This is a genomic window from Empedobacter sp. EJD.6dd, assembly GCF_057369435.1.
The window spans coordinates 339,738-358,972 of sequence record NZ_CM170667.1; the positions used below are offsets into that span (position 1 = coordinate 339,738).

The window sequence follows — 19,235 nt, forward strand, 5'->3', positions numbered from 1 at the left end:
AAAGCAAAAGGCAAACATTTGTTTGCCTTTTGTTATTTTATAAAGTTGCTACATTTTTATTCAAGAAATCCTTAAATTTTTTAGTGGTTAGCATTTTTATTTTCTTATTTTTATAGAGAAGTTCTTTGAGGGCGGAGCGTTAAAAAATGTTTTGTAAAGATTTTTAGCGATCGAGCCAGATTGTTACGAGAGATATAAGATTAATTATGTCTACAATTACACCGATCATTTTGATTCATGAGTGAAAAGCTTTGATAAAGTTTTTCATGAAATGACCCGAGCGAAGCGAGTGTACGTTTAAGCTACCAAAAAGAAGCAAATGGTTCGTTAAAAGTATTAGAAGAAAACAACTATTATCCATTTGGGTTAAAACACCAAGGATATAACAATACAAATCTTGCAAATGCTAACTATAAGTACAAATACAATGGCAAAGAACTACAAGAGGAACTAAGCCTAAATCTTTACGACTACGGTGCCAGAAACTACGACCCTGCCATTGGACGTTGGTTTAACATTGACCCGTTGGCAGAGAAATCAAGACGTTTTTCTCCCTACACTTATGCTCTTAATAATCCTGTCTACTTCATCGATCCTGATGGGATGATGGCGGAACCGCCAACAGGATGGGCAAGCGATTGGGAAGATGAAACAGGTAAATATGTTTATAATGAACAAAATGAACTACATAGTCGTTATGTAGATGGAGAATTTCAAGGATTTTACGATGCTGGACAAATAGAATTAGAAACTGCCGTCGTAACAGCGAAAGGTGAAGGCTCTACAGATTCTGGATTAAAAATAGATGAAAAGAATTATAATTCAGCTTATAGTCCATACAATCCTGATGCTGTCAGTTTTTCTTTTAATTTTGGTGTAAATGCTATATTTTTTCCAACGAATGTCAACTTACAATTAGCTATAACAGGAGGTGATTTTTCTATTTTAGCTGGAGGTGATTCTGGTGTTGGTGTTAGTTTTGATAAAATAGGTTTTGGTCCTTCCGCTTCTATGAATTTTCATGATAATTATGGCGGAAATAAAGATGTTTTAGACGGTTTAACTGGTTCTGATGTTACAACTTCTGGAAGTTTAATACTTGGTGGTAGTTATAGTACATCTGTAAAAACAGATTCTAAGGGCGTTCCTATTTTAAAGAACGGACAACCTGTAGAAGCTACAAGTGGTGTCAGAAGTTATGGTGTAAATTTAGGTACAAGTGTAGGTGGAGGAAGATCAATTACAAAATCATATGAAATATTCAGATTATCAAAATAAACTATTTAGAGTTTACATCTTATTTAATTTTCTATTATTATTTTCTTGTTCTAATAAAGCTGATTGTGCTTTCTCAGCTAAATTAAACGCTGATAGTGAATGTACAATAATAGTAAGTAAATTACCTTCTACTGTATTTTTTGATGCTAAAGGTATCGATCCAATTACCAAAAAGGAGTGTAAATGTTCAGAAGGAGATAGATGGTGGACACAATATAAAGAAGAAATAGAAATAGGAGACACTATTATCAAACGAAAAGGAGAACTAACGTTCAATATCCACAAAAAAGATACGATTATTTCCCATGAATGGGAATGTGAAGGTAAAACTTATAATTCGGACGGAACTATAAAAGAAGTTCTTAAAAAACAATAGTACAAAAGGCAAACCAACGTTTGCCTTTTGTTATTTTATAAAATTTTCTCAAATTATATCGTTTAACGCAAAAAATAATACATCTAAATAAAGTTGTGTTTTTACTTATCTTCTTCGACAATTCTTCGACCGTTGTTCGACTGTTGTTCGACAAAACAACCTTTTTCTCGAACCATTGTCGAAGGACACTCGAACAAACCCCGAATAAATTGGCTATTTTGTTATTATAAAATATAGACGACAAAATAAGAATTACACCTTATTGTGCAAAACAAAAAAACTCGCTTAAAAACACTTAGCGAGGTTTATATTTTATTGTTTTTTGTTAAGTGATTTCAATACATATTATGCCCTTCTGGTAAGACGAAAACTTAGTTATTAGTGGGAATCTTTTTTATATTTCAGTTATAATTCGTCCGCTATATGTTGAATCAGAATTAAAAAATAAATCTGGTGTTCTTATTTCTATGTTATTAAATTTAAATACGAAATGAATTTTATAAAAATTTACTATAGGTTTTTTATTTTGAATTTGAATTCTAAGAGGTGATTTAGGATAAACAAAAACAGGATTTTTAAGTTCAATAAATTTTTTATCAGGTTTCTCTAAAATAGTTGATAAATCGAAATTAATTAAGATCTTTTTAGTTGGTAATAGTATACCATTTGGTTTGGGTGGAAATCCAGCTCGAGCAACCGCAAGTGCTTCACAGACGCATTCAATTTCATTTAATAAAATTGTATTGTCTGAATTATTAATAAAACTAAAGTCAAAAGTAGGTAATTGGTTTCTTCCTTTTATATTTTCAAATTTAAATAATCTTTCGTTTACTTTAGATTTTCGATAAACTGATTTGTTTAAAACTTCGATTCTAGCAATTTCAATAGAATTATTTCTGTATGAATAATACTTATTTACAATATTATGAAAAAGAAATATCTCACTACTAATTTTAGTCCAACTCCACATTTCAATAGTACAACCTATGTTATTAAATAATAAAGATGTATTCAGATAGTCTTGAATTAAAGTATCATTTTCAATAGTAGTTGCTATAATGATTTTTTTAGGTTTAAACCCATTTAATAAAATATTATTTATATCATTAATTATTTCATTAAGAAAGTTGATTTTTGTTCCTCGTTTATTTAGGTTTAATGTTCTTAGTTTACATTGAATAAATATATTAAGCTCATTTGAAATAACATCTATTCCCTTTTGACTTTGTCCTTTTCTACCATAGAGATTAAAACTTGTAGAATTATATAAACTATTGGCTAAATCACACACTAAATTTTCAAATACTTCAGGACTTTTGGGAATAGGAAGTTCATATATCATTATATTTCTGTTTGTTTTAAGATTGCCACTAACATTTTTTACGAAGTAAAACATAACATAATTCCATAAGAAAAGCAGCTATATCTACATTTCGTAAAATGCAACCTTAAATATACAAACAAAACTACATTGTATACCTTATTGTGTAAAATAAAAAACCTCTCTAAAAATGCTTCTAAAGAGGTTACTATTTATACTATTTTGTGTTTTTTATAGTTTTTACTACTTCGCATTTTAAATAAGCACAAAAAAAGCAGTAATCATATAAAATACTGCTTGTGTAGTTTAAAACAAACTTAGATAACTCCATAAGAATTAAAAGCTAACTTCGGTGAGCCTGTCCTGAGTTTATCGAAGGGTTCAACAGGCTTTACTTTACTACTTTTATTTGTTATTTGTATTCAGTAATTTCAATACTCTCATGCCCTCAGGGCAAGATAATAGCTTAGTTATTAGGTGAAATACAATTTTATTTTGGTAAATTGTTAAGTTCAATATTTAAATCATTTAATTGATTACTAATAATTTAGATATGATTTTTTTCGTTTACAATCGAATTATTCATGTCTTTCTTTAAAGTATAAATGATTATTTCTGTGACCATTATTTAAATTTTTGTTCGTGTTCTATTAACCATTTTTTACGTTCTAAGCCACCACCGTAACCTGTCAATTTACCATCTTTACCAATCACACGGTGACATGGAATAATAATTGAAATCCGATTATATCCATTGGCAGAAGCAACTGCTCTAATGGATTTTGGATTTTGAATATTTTCAGCTTGTTGTTGGTAGGTTGAAGTAGTTCCGTATTCAATTTTTTGTAAATAATTCCATACCAAATTTTGAAATTCTGTTCCTGGCGTTTCAAGTTTTACGGTAAATACTTTTCTTTTTCCTTCAAAATATTCAGTGATTTCTTTTGTAGCTTGTTTTGTGTGCTCATTTTCTCCTGCTATGATTGTTGCATTTAGATTTTTTTGTAAGTCCTTAAATTCAGTTTCTAACATTCTTCGGTCAACAAATTCGAGTAAACAAACACCATTTTCAGTTGCACAAACAAACATAGGACCTAAAGGTGTAGTAAACCGACTGATTAAAATTATATTATCAAAAATCGTTTTTGTTGGAGAATTCCCCAATATTTTTTTGAAAGTATATCCAAATCCACTTAAAGATTCGTAACCAGAATCAAAAGCTGTTTCTGTGGTGTTTTTTCCATTTTTTAATTCTTGAAAAGCGACATTAATTCGATACATTCTCTGATAAGTGTGAAAAGTCATTCCATAATTTTTATTAAACCATCTTCGTATGATTTCTGGACTTATGTCCATCTGACGAAGTTGATAGTCTTTGATTTTTGATTTCGGATTTTCTTTTACCAATCGAATTGCAGTTTGTACATCTTTTGGGGCTTCATTAGTATTTTCTGTTGGTTTACAGACTTTACAAGGTCTATATCCATTGTCTAAGGCATCTTTAAATTCAGTGAAAAATTCAACATTTTCTTTTTTAGGTTTTCTTGCTCTGCAAGTAGCAATACAAAATACGGAAGTCGTTTTTACTCCGACAAAAAATATTCCTACAAAGTTTTGCTTTCTTTCAATCAAAGCTTTGTAATAATCGTCAATTTTTTTTGTTTCTGTAATGCGCATTAAAAAATTGATTGAAAGGATTTTTGACTTAGTATTTCTTCATTTTTAATTTTGAAATAATTATACATATTATCAAAAATAAAATTTCCCATACTTATTCTTTTTACACCAATCTCATTTAATTTGTCAAAATCTGGTAGATTTGGCATACACATTACATTGATTGGTAATTGTGTACAATTTACAATTTCAGAAATTTCAGAAATCTGTTCAATACAAGGTACAAAAATTCCATCAGCTCCTGCAATTTCATATAATTCAATTCTTCTTTTTGTTTCAGCTATTTTATTAGGTATATTTAATAAAAAAGTATCTATTCTTACATTGATAAAAATATTGTTGTTTAATTTCTTCAGTTGTTGTTTAATCTCAGAAATTATTTTAGAAAAATCTTCAGCTTTTTGTAGAGATCTTGTTTTATTAACAAAACTATCTTCAATATTGATTCCGACTACGCCCATATCTGAAAGATTTACAATATGATTTACAATTTCATCAGGATTTCTGTTATAACCTGATTCTAAGTCCACTGAAAATGGGATTTTGGTATTTGAAATAATTCTTTTTACAATATATTCTAATTCAAGAAAACTGATTTCTTCGCCATCTTGGTAGCCAAGCATAGATGCAATTGCAGAACTTGATGTGCCGATTGCTTTAAAATTTAATTCTTCAGCAATTTTGGCACTTTGTACATCCCAAACATTTGCAATTAATAATGGTTTGTCCTGATTGTGTAAGTTCTTAAAGTTCATATTTTATAATTTTATTCAAAGTACCGAAGATGAAATTATGTACACAACCGAAAATTGGACGAGTATTTTTTATGCTTTCACATAACATCGTAATTTACGAAGTAAATAATATAAAAGTTTCATAAAAAAATAACTATATATACATTTCGTATAGAAACCAAATATACAAATAAACCTACATTGTTCACTTTATTGCGTAAAACTAAAAAACTCGCTTAAAAACTTAGCGAGGTTGTATATTCTTTTCTTTGAAAGATAATTACCAATACTTTATATTATTTAATAGTTTGATATTTTTTTTCAGCTTTAAAAATTCTGTATTCCAAATTCCAATCTTTTGGAATAAAATATGGGATAGGAAAAGCATAATGATAATCTTCTAAACTTCTGTAATAACTATATATTTTCTTTTTTACTTTAGTTTTATCTTTATTACAATCTCCATTGTAGCCTTGTACTATTTCTACGCCTTTAATATCAAAAATATAGTAAGGAAATCTTGAATTTGAAATACCATAACCTTTTTCAATTTGATTTTTATTAAAACTAAATTTAGAATTTGCACATTCTACTACTTCAGATATTATACTGAATGTGATTTCAACTTTATAATCTTCAGGGTTTTCAACTTTAGGTAAAATAAAATCAACTCTTTTAAAATCAACTTTAGGTTGTGGATAATTTGGAGTATTTTGAGAATAAAGACTTAAAGATAAAGTCGTTAAACATAAAAATAATATTTTTTTAATCATAATGAGATTATTTATTTTATGTAAAACCCAAATATACAAACAAAACTACATTGCATACCTTATTGTGTAAAACAAAAAACCTCACTAAAAACACTTAGAGAGGTTATATAAATTATTGTTATTATTATACCATAATTTTGTTCTCCGGGCAAGATAATAGCTTAGTTATTATGTATAGTACTATTTACGCGCTTACTGGCGTATTGATTATGAAGTTACTTATATCTTTAATGGAATTAATATAGTATGTATAATAGGATAGACTTGTGCCTCTTTTTATAGAAAGTAAATGTTGATGAGGTTCGATAAATAATCTGTTATTTAATATATTAACTATATATTTCTGCTTTGCCGCAGTACTTTCATGAGCAATATAATCTCGAATAACTTTCATTTGATTAATAATATTTGAATAATTGGGGTCTGTTTTAATTATATCAAATGGATTGTTTGTAAAAAAGCAATCAGAAATATTTTTAATAACCTCAAAATGATTTACAAACGATCTATTTTCTTTTTTTATAACTTTATTTAAGTGTTCTAAATCATCAAAAGTTAATCTTCTTGGTGGACAATATCCATGAATACTTGAATTTCCTATAGCATAATTCTCAAATGAATCTGAAAGAAATTTTTCAAATTTTATAAATATTTTAAAAAAAGCTAGTTCATATAAGGAACTATCAATTGTTAAAGCTGATGAGAATACAGCGTTCCACTTATCAATTTCATCAATTAAATCTTGGTTATTCATTCTAATCCATTAAAAATTCTGAAAGTATTCTTACTCTAGTTATTCTTTCATCTTTACTCGTAGTTCTTGTACGATGATATTTTTCAAATTCTAAAATATTATGTGGTGCATTTTCAGAATCATATTCAGCATTTAAAAATTCTGATTCAAACAGCGAAAGTTTACTTATGAATGAATTAATATTAGTATCAAAATTATGATTATCAAATTTTGGATTTCTAGGAATTGAAACATCTAGATTACCAAACAATTGATGGTTAAGCGTTACAAATAAAGTCCAAAAATAATTTTTACGATAAAATATTTTTGAATTAAATAACTGGTTATAAAAAATACTTTCAATGATGAAGAAAATGCGATTTAATTTTTCCTCAATTAAATCTTGATTAAGAAATTCTTTGTCATATTTTTTATAAGCCGATTCAGTTTTTGTATTACTGTCAGTGACAATACCATCAATTAAATTAATAACTAACGAATTCATAAAGTCTACATCTGCCATTCTACTTAAGTCCTTATCCTTGAAAATTTTCTTATCAATAAAAATATTTTTAAAGTCAGATGATTTTCTTAGAATGAAAACTTTAAATTCACCCCAATATTGAGCGTTTCTTAACTCTTGTTTATTTAATGCTATATTGTTTGTATTTAATCTAGCAAACATTTCATATATTTTAGAGTCGTCTTTAAGTTTTACAATCTCGAAACTTATGTTATAGTTTAAAAAATTTTCCTTTTCAGCATCTGGAAGTTCAGTATATGTTAAGTTGGCAAATTCTTTATTATGTGATTTTTGGATTTTAAACTGATTATCGAAATATTCTAAAATTGCAGTAATACGTTGTTGACCGTCAATTACTTCTCTAAAAGTCTTTCTAGTTGCTATGTCGATTTGTTGTCTAATGAAAATTTGAGGAATAGGATAGCCTCTTAATATTGTATCTATTAAATAAGATTTTGCATTTAGATTCCAAACTTTATTTCTCTGATATTTTGGTGATAATATTAATTCGCCATTATCTTTCCATGAAAGAATATCGTTAATTGAAAATGACTTAGTATCTTTTACTTCACTCATAAATTTGAGGGGTTATTTGTATTATACATAACATTTTTTTACGAATACTATAGATTTAGTTTCGTTTAAATAACAAATATACAAACAAAACTAATTTATAACCATTGTTGTATATATAAATAATTGAATAAAAAAAGCTTCATCTGAAGCCTTTTTATTTATTTAAATTAATTATTATAATATTTATTAAAGTCTTCAAAAAAATCTGACAAGCTAATTTTTTCATACTTTAAAATTAAAGCTATAGTAGATAATGGAATATTGTACCCATCTCCTTTAGATATTTTACTAATTGTTGAAGATGTTACTCCGACTGCTTTTGCGTATTTATTTTGGCTATTATTATTGCTTATATTATTAAAATTGGATAAAAAGCGAATCGTGATATATTCACATAATTTTTTATTGAGGTTACTTTTATAATCGTTTTTTTCCATTTTGTTTAAAAAAAAGTGTTCGCTATAGCGAATAGTTAAAAATTATTATTATATTTGTATAAGCGAATTGATAATTAGACTTTTAATAGTCATAATTAAACGATGTAATCTCGACTCAAAACGACCAATTTTCTATCGAGAGTATCGTGAAATCGCCCCATGTCTCAAAAGTTTTGTACTTTCGCATATGGCATGGGCGGTTCTCACATATGCTTTAGGTAGAAGCTTAAATTTATTTAAGTAGGGTTTGGTCGCCCTTGAGTCTAAAGTGTGAAGCCGCCTTGCTTTTTTTCAAGTATTTCTTCATACTCGAGAAACATCGTTCCATAAAACCCAAAACACATGAGAACGAAACAATTTCCATTCATCCGTAAAAAACCACCAGACAAAGTCTGTTTGTTTTTTCCATTCTTTTAAAGAACAACACTCCGTATTTATAACATTTTTAAAACACGGATCGTAAAGCAAAGGGCTATCCTTTCTTTACACGCTCTCTATCAGAGCCTCGGTAAGGAGACTTTGAAAGCATTCGTTTTATCTTTTTTATTCGCACAATAAAAGTAGAACGTTTAATATCATTTTCCAAATTTATTGGGCTCTGCTACCTGTTATTTAGATGTGAGACGTGAGATTTTAGTATTGAGATTTGTAAAAAAGTATCATAATTTGAATATTGAAAAAGGATGGAGAAACCGGCATTAAAACTCTCACGTTAAGAAAATGTTTGAGTGCAACGTTAAAAAGGTTTTAGCCCGTAGGGTTTGTGAAATCTTTAGAGAAGTGAAAACATTTTTAGTAGAGAGGTTTACGGCCTTGACTTTTTGGTTACTTTTTAGTCAAGTAAAAAGTGACATTAATGAAAAGGAATACCTGAGTCACATCGTGACTCCTCCTCTTAATCTCAAATGTTTCTTTGGATGCTCAAAAAATGAAAGGAAGAGATTCTGCACTTCGAGTGCCTCAGTGCCCGTGTTATAAGTGAATTTGAATATAATAAGAATAAAAACGTAAAACGTTAAGCGTATCACATAAACCGTAAAAACAAAAACCCCTTTCCCAAAAACAAAGTTGGCGCGATGTACAGGAAAAGGAGTGGCTTTTAAAACTAATGTTGAATTTTAAAAAACTTATGTAAAATTATGAAAGAGTAAACAGATTCACACTCTATCCCCCGAAGACAACACAAAGAGTATAAATGATCTTCATAAAATGTATTAGTGTTAATTTTTTTCATTTATTAATGTAATTTTTAAAACCTGTCGGAGGGGGAATTTTTAAGGAGGTATAAACAGGCACGCGCGCGCGCGAAATAGATTCTGCACTTCGAGTGCCTCAGTGCCCGTATTAAAAGTGATAACGAATTTGATTATTGAAAAAGGATGAAAAAATCGGCATTAAAACTCTCACGTTAAGAAAATGGATGAATGGAGCGTTAAAAAGGTTTTAGCCCGTAGGGTTTGTAAAATCTTTAGTGAAGTGAGAACATTTTTAGTAGAGAGGTTTACGGCCAAGTCTTTTTTCGTTAGTTTTTTTGACGAAAAAAAGTGACATTAAAGAAAAGGACATTTCGATACTATTTTCTTTTTCTATGAAACGAAAAATAACTCAATGTGACAACAAGAAAGAATAACACGTAAAACGTTAAGCGTAAAACTTATAACGTAAAAACAAAACCCCTTTCCCCAAAACAAAGTTGGCGCGATGTACAGGAAAAGGAGTGGCTTTTAAAACTAATGTTGAATTAAAAAACTTATGTAAAATTATGAAAAAATTTTACTTTAAACTCAGTAGGCAGTCATTTGCTGTGTTATTGGGATTGTTTTGTGCAACACCATTGTTGGCACAAACAGGAAAAACCGTGACTGGAACGGTAAAAGAACTTCAAGTCCCGTTAGTGGGCGTAATGGTAAAAGAGGAGGGAACCAATAATTCTACTTTTACCGATGACAATGGACAGTATTCGTTGACTTTACAACAGGATGGTGCTAAACTAATTTTTGAGCAATTGGATTTCCCTATTCGAGAAGAAGAGGTGTTGAATAGAAGCGTGATTAATGTACGTTTAACGAAAGAGGAGGAGGGAATTCAGCTGAAAGATGTGGTAATAAATGCAGGGTACTACTCCGTAAAAGACAAAGAACGAACGGGTTCTATTGCACGTGTAACGGCTAAGTAAATAGAAAATCAGCCCGTGAATAATGTGCTTTCTGCCATACAAGGACGGATGGCAGGTGTGAGTATAGTACAAAATTCGGGTGTTGCAGGTGGTGGGTTTGATATCCAAATTAGGGGACGAAATAGTTTGAGAACTTATGGTAATAGCGGAATTGATGGAAGTCTACCATTGTATATAATTGATGGAATTCCTTACGACAATAGACGTAGTATGAGTGATAATTCTATGTCTGCAAACATTTTACCTGGAAATAGTATAAGTCCTTTGAATGCAATAAATCCGAATGATATTTTAAGTATAGAGGTTTTAAAAGATGCAGACGCTACTGCTATTTATGGTTCTAGAGGTGCAAACGGCGTAATTTTAATTACCACAAAACGTGGAGCGAGCGGAAAAGTAAAATTTACATTTAATACATTCTCTTCTTTAAGTAAAGTTAATCGTTTTGCTAAATTAATGAATACCTCACAATTTAATTATGTGAGAGAAACAGATTCACACTCTATCCCCCGAAGACAACTCAAAGAGTATAAATGATCTTCATAAAATGATTAGTGTTAATTTTTAGTTTTCATTTATTAATGTATTTTTTAAAACTGTCGGAGGGGGATTTTTCTAGGAGGCATAAACAGATAAGCGCGAAAAATAGAGATGAAATTCTAAATTGAATTTACGATAATAAGAAGATAATTAGAAGTTCATTATTTTATTACGTTCATTTTTGTCTTGACACAAAAACGAACCAAAAAAGTCAAGTCTGTGCTTACAAGTCGGTCAATAACGGCTACTCGCTAAATGCTTTAAATCATTCGCATATGAAATGCGAACAGTAAATCATTTTTAACGCTCTTTACGCCCAATTGACACTCGACTTTTCAGCAATGACGGTTTTGAAATTTGTTGTTAAAAGTGGATTTGCGTATTGAAAAAAGAATTAAATATCCGACGATTTAGAATCGAAATGCAATTCAACTCTAAATTATTGGAATAAAAAAGTTGGAGTGTGTGAGTGGAGCGAGTTGCCAACTTTATGGAAATAATTTATTTAGTTGAATCATTGAGAGACTACTGTCGGCATCTTTTTTTTGTTTCGTTTTTTTGGATGAGCTTCCCCGAAGGGCATATGAATACCGACAATAAAAATAGATAAGTAATGAATAAAAAAATGAAAGGAAGATATTCTGCACTTCGAGTGCCTCAGTGCCCGTATTAAAAGTGATAATGTATTTGAGTATTGAAAAAGAATGAAGAAAACGTCATATGATTTGGAGGCGAGTGTCAAAAAGTTGAAGTAAATGGTTAAAATGTTTTACTGTTTGCGTAGCAAATGATTTAAAATATTGAATGGCTGAAACTTATTTTGACCGTCGAAAATCAAAGACAAGAGTTTTTTGATTACTTTTTTGCTCTTTTCCCCGAAGGGCATATGAATACCGGTAATTAAAATAGATAAGCTATGAATAAAAAATTGATATAAAGTACTTTACGTTCATTTTTGTCTTGACACAAAACGAACCAAAAAAGTCAAGACGGCGATTTTCGACGTTCAATTACCATCTCACGCACTAAAAAGATTAAATGATTCGCATACGCTCACTAATCTTTTTTACGCTTGTTTCAATGGATTGAAACTCGTCTGCAAATCGTATGTCGACTCTAAAATTCGTTGGTAAAAAATGAATTAGAATATTAATAAGAATAATGACGTAAAACCTTAAGTGTAAAACGTATAACGTAAAAAATAAAAAACCTCCTTTCCCCAAAACAAAGTTGGCGCGATGTACAGGAAAAGGAGTGGCTTTTAAAACAAATGTTGAATTAAAAAACTTATGTAAAATTATGAAAAAATTTTACTTCAAACTCAGTAGGCAGTCATTTGCTGTATTATTGGGATTGTTTTGTGCAACACCATTGTTAGCACAAACAGGTAAAACCGTGACTGGAACGGTAAAAGAACTTCAAGTCCCGCTAGTGGGCGTAATGGTAAAAGAGGAGGGTACCGATAATTCCACTTTTACCGATGATAATGGACAGTATTCGTTGACTTTACAACAGGATAATGCTAAACTAATTTTTGAGCAATTGGATTTCCCTATTCGAGAAGAAGAGGTATTGAATAGAAGCGTGATCAATGTAAGTTTTACAAAAGAGGAGGAGGGAATTCAGCTGAAAGATGTGGTAATAAATGCAGGGTACTATTCCGTAAAAGACAAAGAACGAACGGGGTCAATTGCACGTGTAACGGCTAAAGAAATTGAGAATCAACCTGTGAATAATGTACTTTCTGCTATACAAGGACGGATGGCTGGCGTGAGTATCGTACAAAACTCTGGAAATGCAGGTGGAGGTTATGACATTCAGATACGTGGACGAAATAGTCTAAGACGAGAGGGAAACGAACCACTTTATATTGTAGATGGTGTACCAATAGCATCATCTATTAATAGCTCTTTAAGTGGAACTATACTGTCTGGAGCAAGTATTAATCCTTTGAATACAATTAGTACAAGTGATATTGAAAGTGTAGAAGTCTTAAAAGATGCCGATGCAACAGCTATTTATGGTTCGCGAGGTGCAAACGGCGTAATATTAATTACAACAAAAAAAACATCTAAAGGAGGAATTAGAGCACATGTAGAATCTTCTATGTCAATAGGTAAATTGATTAATAAATTGGAGATGATGAATAGTGCTCAATATTTAGAAATGAGATATAAAGCATTTGCAAATGATGGCATTTCTATATATCCCACTAATGCGTATGATATAAATGGAACATGGGATCAAACACGTAATACGGACTGGCAAAAAGAGTTAATAGGTGGTAATGCTTTTACAAATCAAAATACATTAGGTATCTCTGGCGGAAACGATAATACATCTTTTATGCTTCAAACCAATCATAGAGAAGAAACAAGTGTATATCCAGGTAATTTTCGATATAAAAAATCTACAGTATTATTAAATATTAATCACCAATCAACTAATCGTAAATTTCAACTTATAGGACAAACTTTATATGGAGTGTATTACAATAATTTACCATTAAATGATTTGGCCAGAACAGCATATACGCTTTCTCCAAATGCTCCAAAATTATACAATGATGATGGAAGCCTAAATTGGGAAAATGGAACATTTACAAATCCATTAGCAAATCTAAATGCCGAATATTTATCGAAAATAGAATCCTTAAACTCTTCCATTCAAATGACTGTTAATTTATTAGGTAATTTGGATTTTGTGAATCAATTCGGATTTAATAAATCGATAAATAATGAAAAAAAAATACAACCTAATACGATTTATAACCCAAATTCAACATCTGGATCTAGTAGTAAATATTCCTCACTTTACTTAAGTAACTATGATTTAGAATCCTATGTTATTGAACCTCAGTTAAGATATAAAGCTGAGTTAAAAACAATTAAAATGGACGGATTAGTAGGAATGAGTTATCAGAATCAAAATGGAGAAACATTGGACATGAATGGGAATGATTTCTTATCCAATGATGTACTGAAAAATATTTCTGCCGCCAATGTCCAAAAAATATCCAATCATAGTATAACTGAATACAAATATTTGGCTTATTTCGGACGTTTTAATATTAATTATTCAGATAAACTTTTTCTAAATATAACTGGTCGTCGTGACGGATCAAGTCGATTTGGACCCAATAACAGGTTTGCTAATTTTGGTGCAGTTGGTGCAGCTTGGATTTTTTCGAAAGAAAATTTTATAAAAAATATCAATTGGATTAATTTCGGTAAAATCAGAACAAGTTATGGTACTACTGGTAGTGATAATATTGGCAACTATCAGTTCTTAGATACGTATACTTTGCGTAATGCGGTTTATAATGGAAGCTTAGGACTTGCTCCAACCAGATTATATAACCCTGATTTTAGTTGGGAAAAAACAACAAAATTTGAGACAGCTTTAGATGTATCATTTCTAAACAATAAACTAAACTTCTCCTTGTCTTGGTATACTAATTTGTCTAAGAATCAATTGGTGGGCATACCTCTTCCTTATACAACAGGATTTAATACAATTCAAGATAATTTGAATGCTAAGGTTAGAAATAGCGGTCTAGAAATAGAATTGAACTCTAATTTGATTCACAAAAATAAATTCAAATGGTCTACAAACTTTAATATAACATTTCCAAAAAACAAACTAATCGAATTTCCAGATTTAGAAAGTTCAACCTATGCCAATAGTTATATTATAGGATCGTCTACCTATATCAAGAAAGTATATACCTACACAGGAATAGATCAAAATACAGGTTTATTTACTTTTAAAGATTATAATTCAGATGGAGCCATATCTTCAATAGGGGATAAAAAGGGGATTGTTGATTTGCAACCAAAATTTTATGGTGGATTAAATAATACCATAACATATAAGAATCTGTCTTTAAGCTTCTTATTTCAGTTTTATAAGGGGTTGAATTATAATTTTATTAGTAACAGTGGTTTATATGGACATAATTTAAATTTACCTGTAGAGTTCTTAGATAGTTGGTCTACCGATAATCGAACAGCAAAATATCAAGCCTATACAAGTGGAAACCGCTCAGAGGCTTTGAGTGCATTTGGTTTTTATAAAGAAAGTGACCAAGCTATTACTGATGCATCTTACATAAGACTTAAAAATATAACAGTCAATTATCAACTTTCTCTAAGTAATAAGTTACAACTTAATATATATGCTACGGGAACCAATCTTTTTACATATACTAATTATTTTGGTTATGATCCTGAATTTTTAAATATAGGATTTCTACCTCCTTTAAAATCAATTTCTATTGGAACCAAATTAACTTTTTAAATCTATTTGTTATGAAAAATTTAAATATCATTTTATATATTTTTTTACTCAATCCTATTTTAAATAGCTGTGAAAATTTATTGGAGGTTGATCTTCCAAACAATCAATTAACAAGTGCAGTAGTATACAATAGCGATGAAACAGCCCAAGCTGCATTATTAAATATTTATGGTAATCTTAGAGATAATGGTTTGTTCTCTGGTCAAATGAAAGGAGGAACAATAGTTTTAGGGCTTTATGCTGATGAATTGAATAATGTATCGACAGATTTCAATTTGCAACAAATAAATTCATTGACACATAATTCTCGAAATACCTCTTTTTCTTACTTATGGAGTAAAAGCTATGAACAATTATACATGATTAATTTTTTTATAGAGAATATTCAACTAAGTCAAACGATTTCTACAAAAAATAAAGAACAATTCTTGGGAGAAGCTTATACTTTACGTGCTTTAATATACCTCAATTTAAATCAGCTTTTTAATGAAATTCCTTATGTAAAATCTTCCGATTATAAAGTGAACAAACTAATTAAAAAAAATAATCAATCTCAAATTAATGATTTTATTGAAAGTGATTTAAAATTAGGAGAATCTTATTTTGATAAGTTACCTGTATTAAAAGATAAATCGAGAATAAATAGATATAGTAACTATATGGTGTTCTCAAAATATTATTTGCTAAATAAACAATGGGATAAAGCATTGTTGTATTCTAGTAAGATTATTAATTCAGGTGATTTCAAACTAAATCTAAATTTAGATTCAGAATTTAATATTGCTAGTAGTAGTTGTCTATGGAGTTTGGATGCATCAACAATTAATGGAAATACTTTTATAGCACAAGTTTTTATACCATCATCGTATCCATCAACAACAGTTATCTTAAATAACGAGTTTGTGAATGAGTTTGAAAACAACGATTTAAGAAAAACAAAATGGATGAATACTGTAACAAATGGTACGATAACACAGTATTACCCCTATAAATATAAACAAAGGTCAACTACAACCAATAGGATAGAATCGTTAATAATATTCAGATTATCTGAAGTTTTTTTAATAAGATCTGAAGCTTATTTTAATTTAAATAGAACAGAGGAAAGTCTGAATGATTTGAACTTGATAAGAACACGTGCAGGTTTAGTTTCTATTAAAAATGACGAGGACATTTATTTATCTATTTTAAAAGAGCGAAAATTTGAACTGTTTGCTGAGTTTGGAACCAGATTATTAGACCTGAAAAGAACAGATAAATTAGGATTACTCCAAAATATAAAACCTAATTATAAGAAACATCACGCTTTTTTTCCTATTCCTGAAAATGAAATTTTATTGAATCCTAATCTAAATCCTCAAAATGATGGTTATTAAAAACATATTAATAGTATTATTATTAGTACCTGTAATGACATTTTCTCAAAATTTAGAACAATACAAATATTTCCTCCATCACACTGACAATAAGGGTGATAATCTGTTTTATTATAGAAAGAATGTTACTGCGAATCAATTCGATTTGTGTATATCTAATTCTAAAAAGAATAAATGTTTTGATAATATAAATAAGGATAAAACAATTATATTAGAAAACGAATCTTTCATTATTGATATAAATGGAACTTATATATATTACGAAAATTTTGATAGCGATGGAGTAGAACTAGTGGGATATCAAGAATTGTATTTGTTTAAGAAAAGATTAATAGGCAAGCTAAAAGATAATAATGAATATGTAATAATGGACTATAAATTAAATATCCTCACTAATCTAATAGCAGAAAATGCGATTATAAAACCAGCAATATTTAATGGTCTATATTTTACCGAAAAACATCCTAACAACAAGTTAATAGACTTAAAATACTATAATTTAGAAAAAAAACAAATCGATAGTATTACATCTTATGATTCAATGGCTACGATGAAGGATATCAATGGATTTTTAACAATTTCTACAAACACTAATCATTTAATTATAAATTTAATAAATAGAAATAGAGTAATACAAATGGATGATTTTTCTAAAAGTATTAAATACATTAATTCAATCAGTGATTCAGTTTTAGTAATAAAAACCAATAATAAAGTAGAAAATACTCAAAATATAAAACCAGATTATGAACTATGGGATTCGAGTGAAAAACTACTTTATACGGATTTATCTAAAAAAGAAACATTAACGAATACTTCAGAATCAACCTTTGTTTTTAATAGCGTTAAGAATAAACTTGTGGAAATTCCAAATTTTGACCATGTTAATTCAATGTATGCCAAGAATCAACATTATTTTTTAGGATTAGATAAGGATAAATGGTTTACGTATTCTAAATACTATAAAGAAGCGGATATCTATATCTATGATTTTATAAGAAATGAAAAAGAATTGATTATTGAAAAATTCGAATTATTACCTAACTCTATTGTTTTATCTCCATACAGCAGGAAATTTCTATATTTTAAAGATAAAGATTGGTATTGTTACGATGTAGATCAAAGGAAATCGTTTAACCTTACTCAAGGTAATCTTGTATTTGAAGAAGAGGATAAATACAGAAACGATCAAAGTTTAATTAAGCCTTACTGGTTATCAGATAAAATGAGCGTTTTGATTATTCATCGAAATAAAGCGTTTATTATTGACTTAAATAAAAATAAGATTCTTTATAAATTCGATAAAGATGATTATAATAAAATAGCACTAGAAGATCGATTTTACAATGCTGATAGAATGATTGATATAGATAAAAATGTGTATTTAGTCGGTTATAGAGATGTAGGATCAACAATCTTTAAATTACAAAATTATAGTTTAATAAATGTGCTTGATAGTGAGATGAAAAATTATAATTTATTACCTTATTCAAAAGGATTCTATAATATAGTCGAAGACAATTTGATATACCCTTCTATTCAAAAATATACGTTGAAGAGTAAAAATATAAAGGTAATTTATAAAAATGAAGAAAATAATTATGAATTAAAAAAGCCATTATTCGTTTCATTTAAAGATTCATCAGGGGTAACTTTTAAAGGAATTTTATATTTCCCAAAAAATTATAACCCAGAAAAGATATATCCGACCGTATTTCATATATATGATAAACAATCGTATTTATACAATAATTTTCTATATCATAATTATGGAGATGATAACGGGCTTAATTTATTACATCTATTAAATAATGGGTATATGGTGTTTTTGCCAGATCTTCATTTTATTGACGGTATCCCTGCAATATCGGCTGTAAACTCATTGAATAAATACATAGATTATTTTAAAGAAAATTTAAAATCTGTTGATTCTAATAAATTAGGAATTATAGGTATATCATTTGGCGGTTATTTGACTAATTTTATTGTCGGTAATGATTCAAATTTTAAAGCAGCGGTTTCAGGATCAGGAATTAGTAATTTAATATCATTTTATAATTCTATAAATAATTCGTTTAATATGCCTCGATTTTCGATGTTAGAGGATAATCAAATACGAATGAAATCATCTTTTTATGATGATAAAATGAGGTATTTTAATCAAAGTCCAATTCATTTTTCTGATAAAGTAAATACACCTTTGTTATTATGGGCGGGGAAAAATGATAATCATGTAGATTGGAATAATTCGTTGGAAATGTTTTTATCTTTAAAAAGATTAGATAAACCAGCTAAATTAATATTATTTACAGATGAAAATCACGTTATTAAAAAGGAGAAAAATAAACGAGTATTAAGGGATATGGCTTTAGAATGGTTCAATTCTTATTTAAAATAAAAAGGAAGGGGAGTATTC

The 19,235-nt window shown here is 29.0% G+C and carries 13 protein-coding genes and 1 pseudogene; 7 read left to right on the forward strand and 7 right to left on the reverse strand.

What is annotated here, in order from left to right; translation table 11 throughout:
* Nucleotides 1-288: 288 nt before the first annotated feature.
* Both AC2I98_RS01615 and AC2I98_RS01620 read left to right on the forward strand, forming a co-directional pair.
* A pseudogene (locus tag AC2I98_RS01615) lies at nt 289-615 on the forward strand (RHS repeat domain-containing protein); the annotation flags it as partial.
* Nucleotides 616-1,252: 637 nt separating this feature from the next.
* Nucleotides 1,253-1,654: a hypothetical protein gene (locus AC2I98_RS01620; RefSeq protein WP_486412895.1), complete on the forward strand. Its 402-nt coding sequence runs from the start codon at nt 1,253-1,255 to the stop codon at nt 1,652-1,654.
* 394 nt (nt 1,655-2,048) lie between these two features.
* Here the strand turns inward: AC2I98_RS01620 and AC2I98_RS01625 are convergent, their stop codons facing one another.
* The 7 genes from AC2I98_RS01625 to AC2I98_RS01655 all read right to left on the reverse strand — a co-directional run bounded on the left by AC2I98_RS01625 (nt 2,049) and on the right by AC2I98_RS01655 (nt 8,428).
* Complete coding sequence (locus AC2I98_RS01625; RefSeq protein ID WP_486412896.1) at nt 2,049-2,996, reverse strand: hypothetical protein; 948 nt, start codon at nt 2,994-2,996, stop codon at nt 2,049-2,051.
* A gap of 603 nt (nt 2,997-3,599) precedes the next feature.
* The gene (locus tag AC2I98_RS01630; protein ID WP_486412897.1) at nt 3,600-4,652 is read right to left on the reverse strand and encodes a bifunctional transcriptional activator/DNA repair enzyme AdaA; all 1,053 of its coding nucleotides are present in this window, start codon (nt 4,650-4,652) and stop codon (nt 3,600-3,602) included.
* Entirely contained in the window at nt 4,652-5,407 is a 756-nt protein-coding gene (locus AC2I98_RS01635) for an isocitrate lyase/PEP mutase family protein (protein ID WP_486412898.1), read from the reverse strand. Before AC2I98_RS01635 ends, AC2I98_RS01630 begins: the two co-directional genes overlap by 1 nt.
* Nucleotides 5,408-5,682: 275 nt before the next feature.
* Nucleotides 5,683-6,159 (reverse strand): ecotin family protein, encoded by a 477-nt coding sequence (locus AC2I98_RS01640; RefSeq protein WP_486412899.1) that lies wholly within the window; start codon nt 6,157-6,159, stop codon nt 5,683-5,685.
* Between the two features lie 184 nt (nt 6,160-6,343).
* The gene (locus AC2I98_RS01645; RefSeq protein ID WP_180906608.1) at nt 6,344-6,913 is read right to left on the reverse strand and encodes a hypothetical protein; all 570 of its coding nucleotides are present in this window, start codon (nt 6,911-6,913) and stop codon (nt 6,344-6,346) included.
* A 1-nt stretch (nt 6,914) separates the two neighbouring features.
* Nucleotides 6,915-7,991: a GmrSD restriction endonuclease domain-containing protein gene (locus AC2I98_RS01650; RefSeq protein WP_486412900.1), complete on the reverse strand. Its 1,077-nt coding sequence runs from the start codon at nt 7,989-7,991 to the stop codon at nt 6,915-6,917.
* Between the two features lie 167 nt (nt 7,992-8,158).
* A complete protein-coding gene (locus tag AC2I98_RS01655) occupies nt 8,159-8,428 on the reverse strand; it encodes a helix-turn-helix domain-containing protein (RefSeq protein ID WP_486412901.1) in 270 nt (89 codons plus the stop codon).
* Between the two features lie 1,762 nt (nt 8,429-10,190).
* On the opposite strand from AC2I98_RS01655, the gene AC2I98_RS01660 reads away from it, so the two are divergent.
* From AC2I98_RS01660 to AC2I98_RS01680, 5 genes are all read left to right on the forward strand, one after another.
* A complete protein-coding gene (locus AC2I98_RS01660) occupies nt 10,191-10,604 on the forward strand; it encodes a carboxypeptidase-like regulatory domain-containing protein (protein ID WP_486412902.1) in 414 nt (137 codons plus the stop codon).
* A 15-nt stretch (nt 10,605-10,619) separates the two neighbouring features.
* The gene (locus tag AC2I98_RS01665; protein WP_486412903.1) at nt 10,620-11,141 is read left to right on the forward strand and encodes a TonB-dependent receptor plug domain-containing protein; all 522 of its coding nucleotides are present in this window, start codon (nt 10,620-10,622) and stop codon (nt 11,139-11,141) included.
* Nucleotides 11,142-12,443: 1,302 nt separating this feature from the next.
* Nucleotides 12,444-15,443: a SusC/RagA family TonB-linked outer membrane protein gene (locus AC2I98_RS01670; RefSeq protein WP_486412904.1), complete on the forward strand. Its 3,000-nt coding sequence runs from the start codon at nt 12,444-12,446 to the stop codon at nt 15,441-15,443.
* An 11-nt stretch (nt 15,444-15,454) separates the two neighbouring features.
* Nucleotides 15,455-16,819, forward strand: coding sequence for a RagB/SusD family nutrient uptake outer membrane protein (locus AC2I98_RS01675; protein WP_486412905.1), 1,365 nt, complete (start codon nt 15,455-15,457; stop codon nt 16,817-16,819).
* Nucleotides 16,806-19,217, forward strand: coding sequence for an alpha/beta hydrolase family protein (locus tag AC2I98_RS01680; protein ID WP_286483515.1), 2,412 nt, complete (start codon nt 16,806-16,808; stop codon nt 19,215-19,217). The genes AC2I98_RS01675 and AC2I98_RS01680 overlap by 14 nt, the downstream gene beginning before the upstream one ends.
* Nucleotides 19,218-19,235 lie beyond the last annotated feature (18 nt).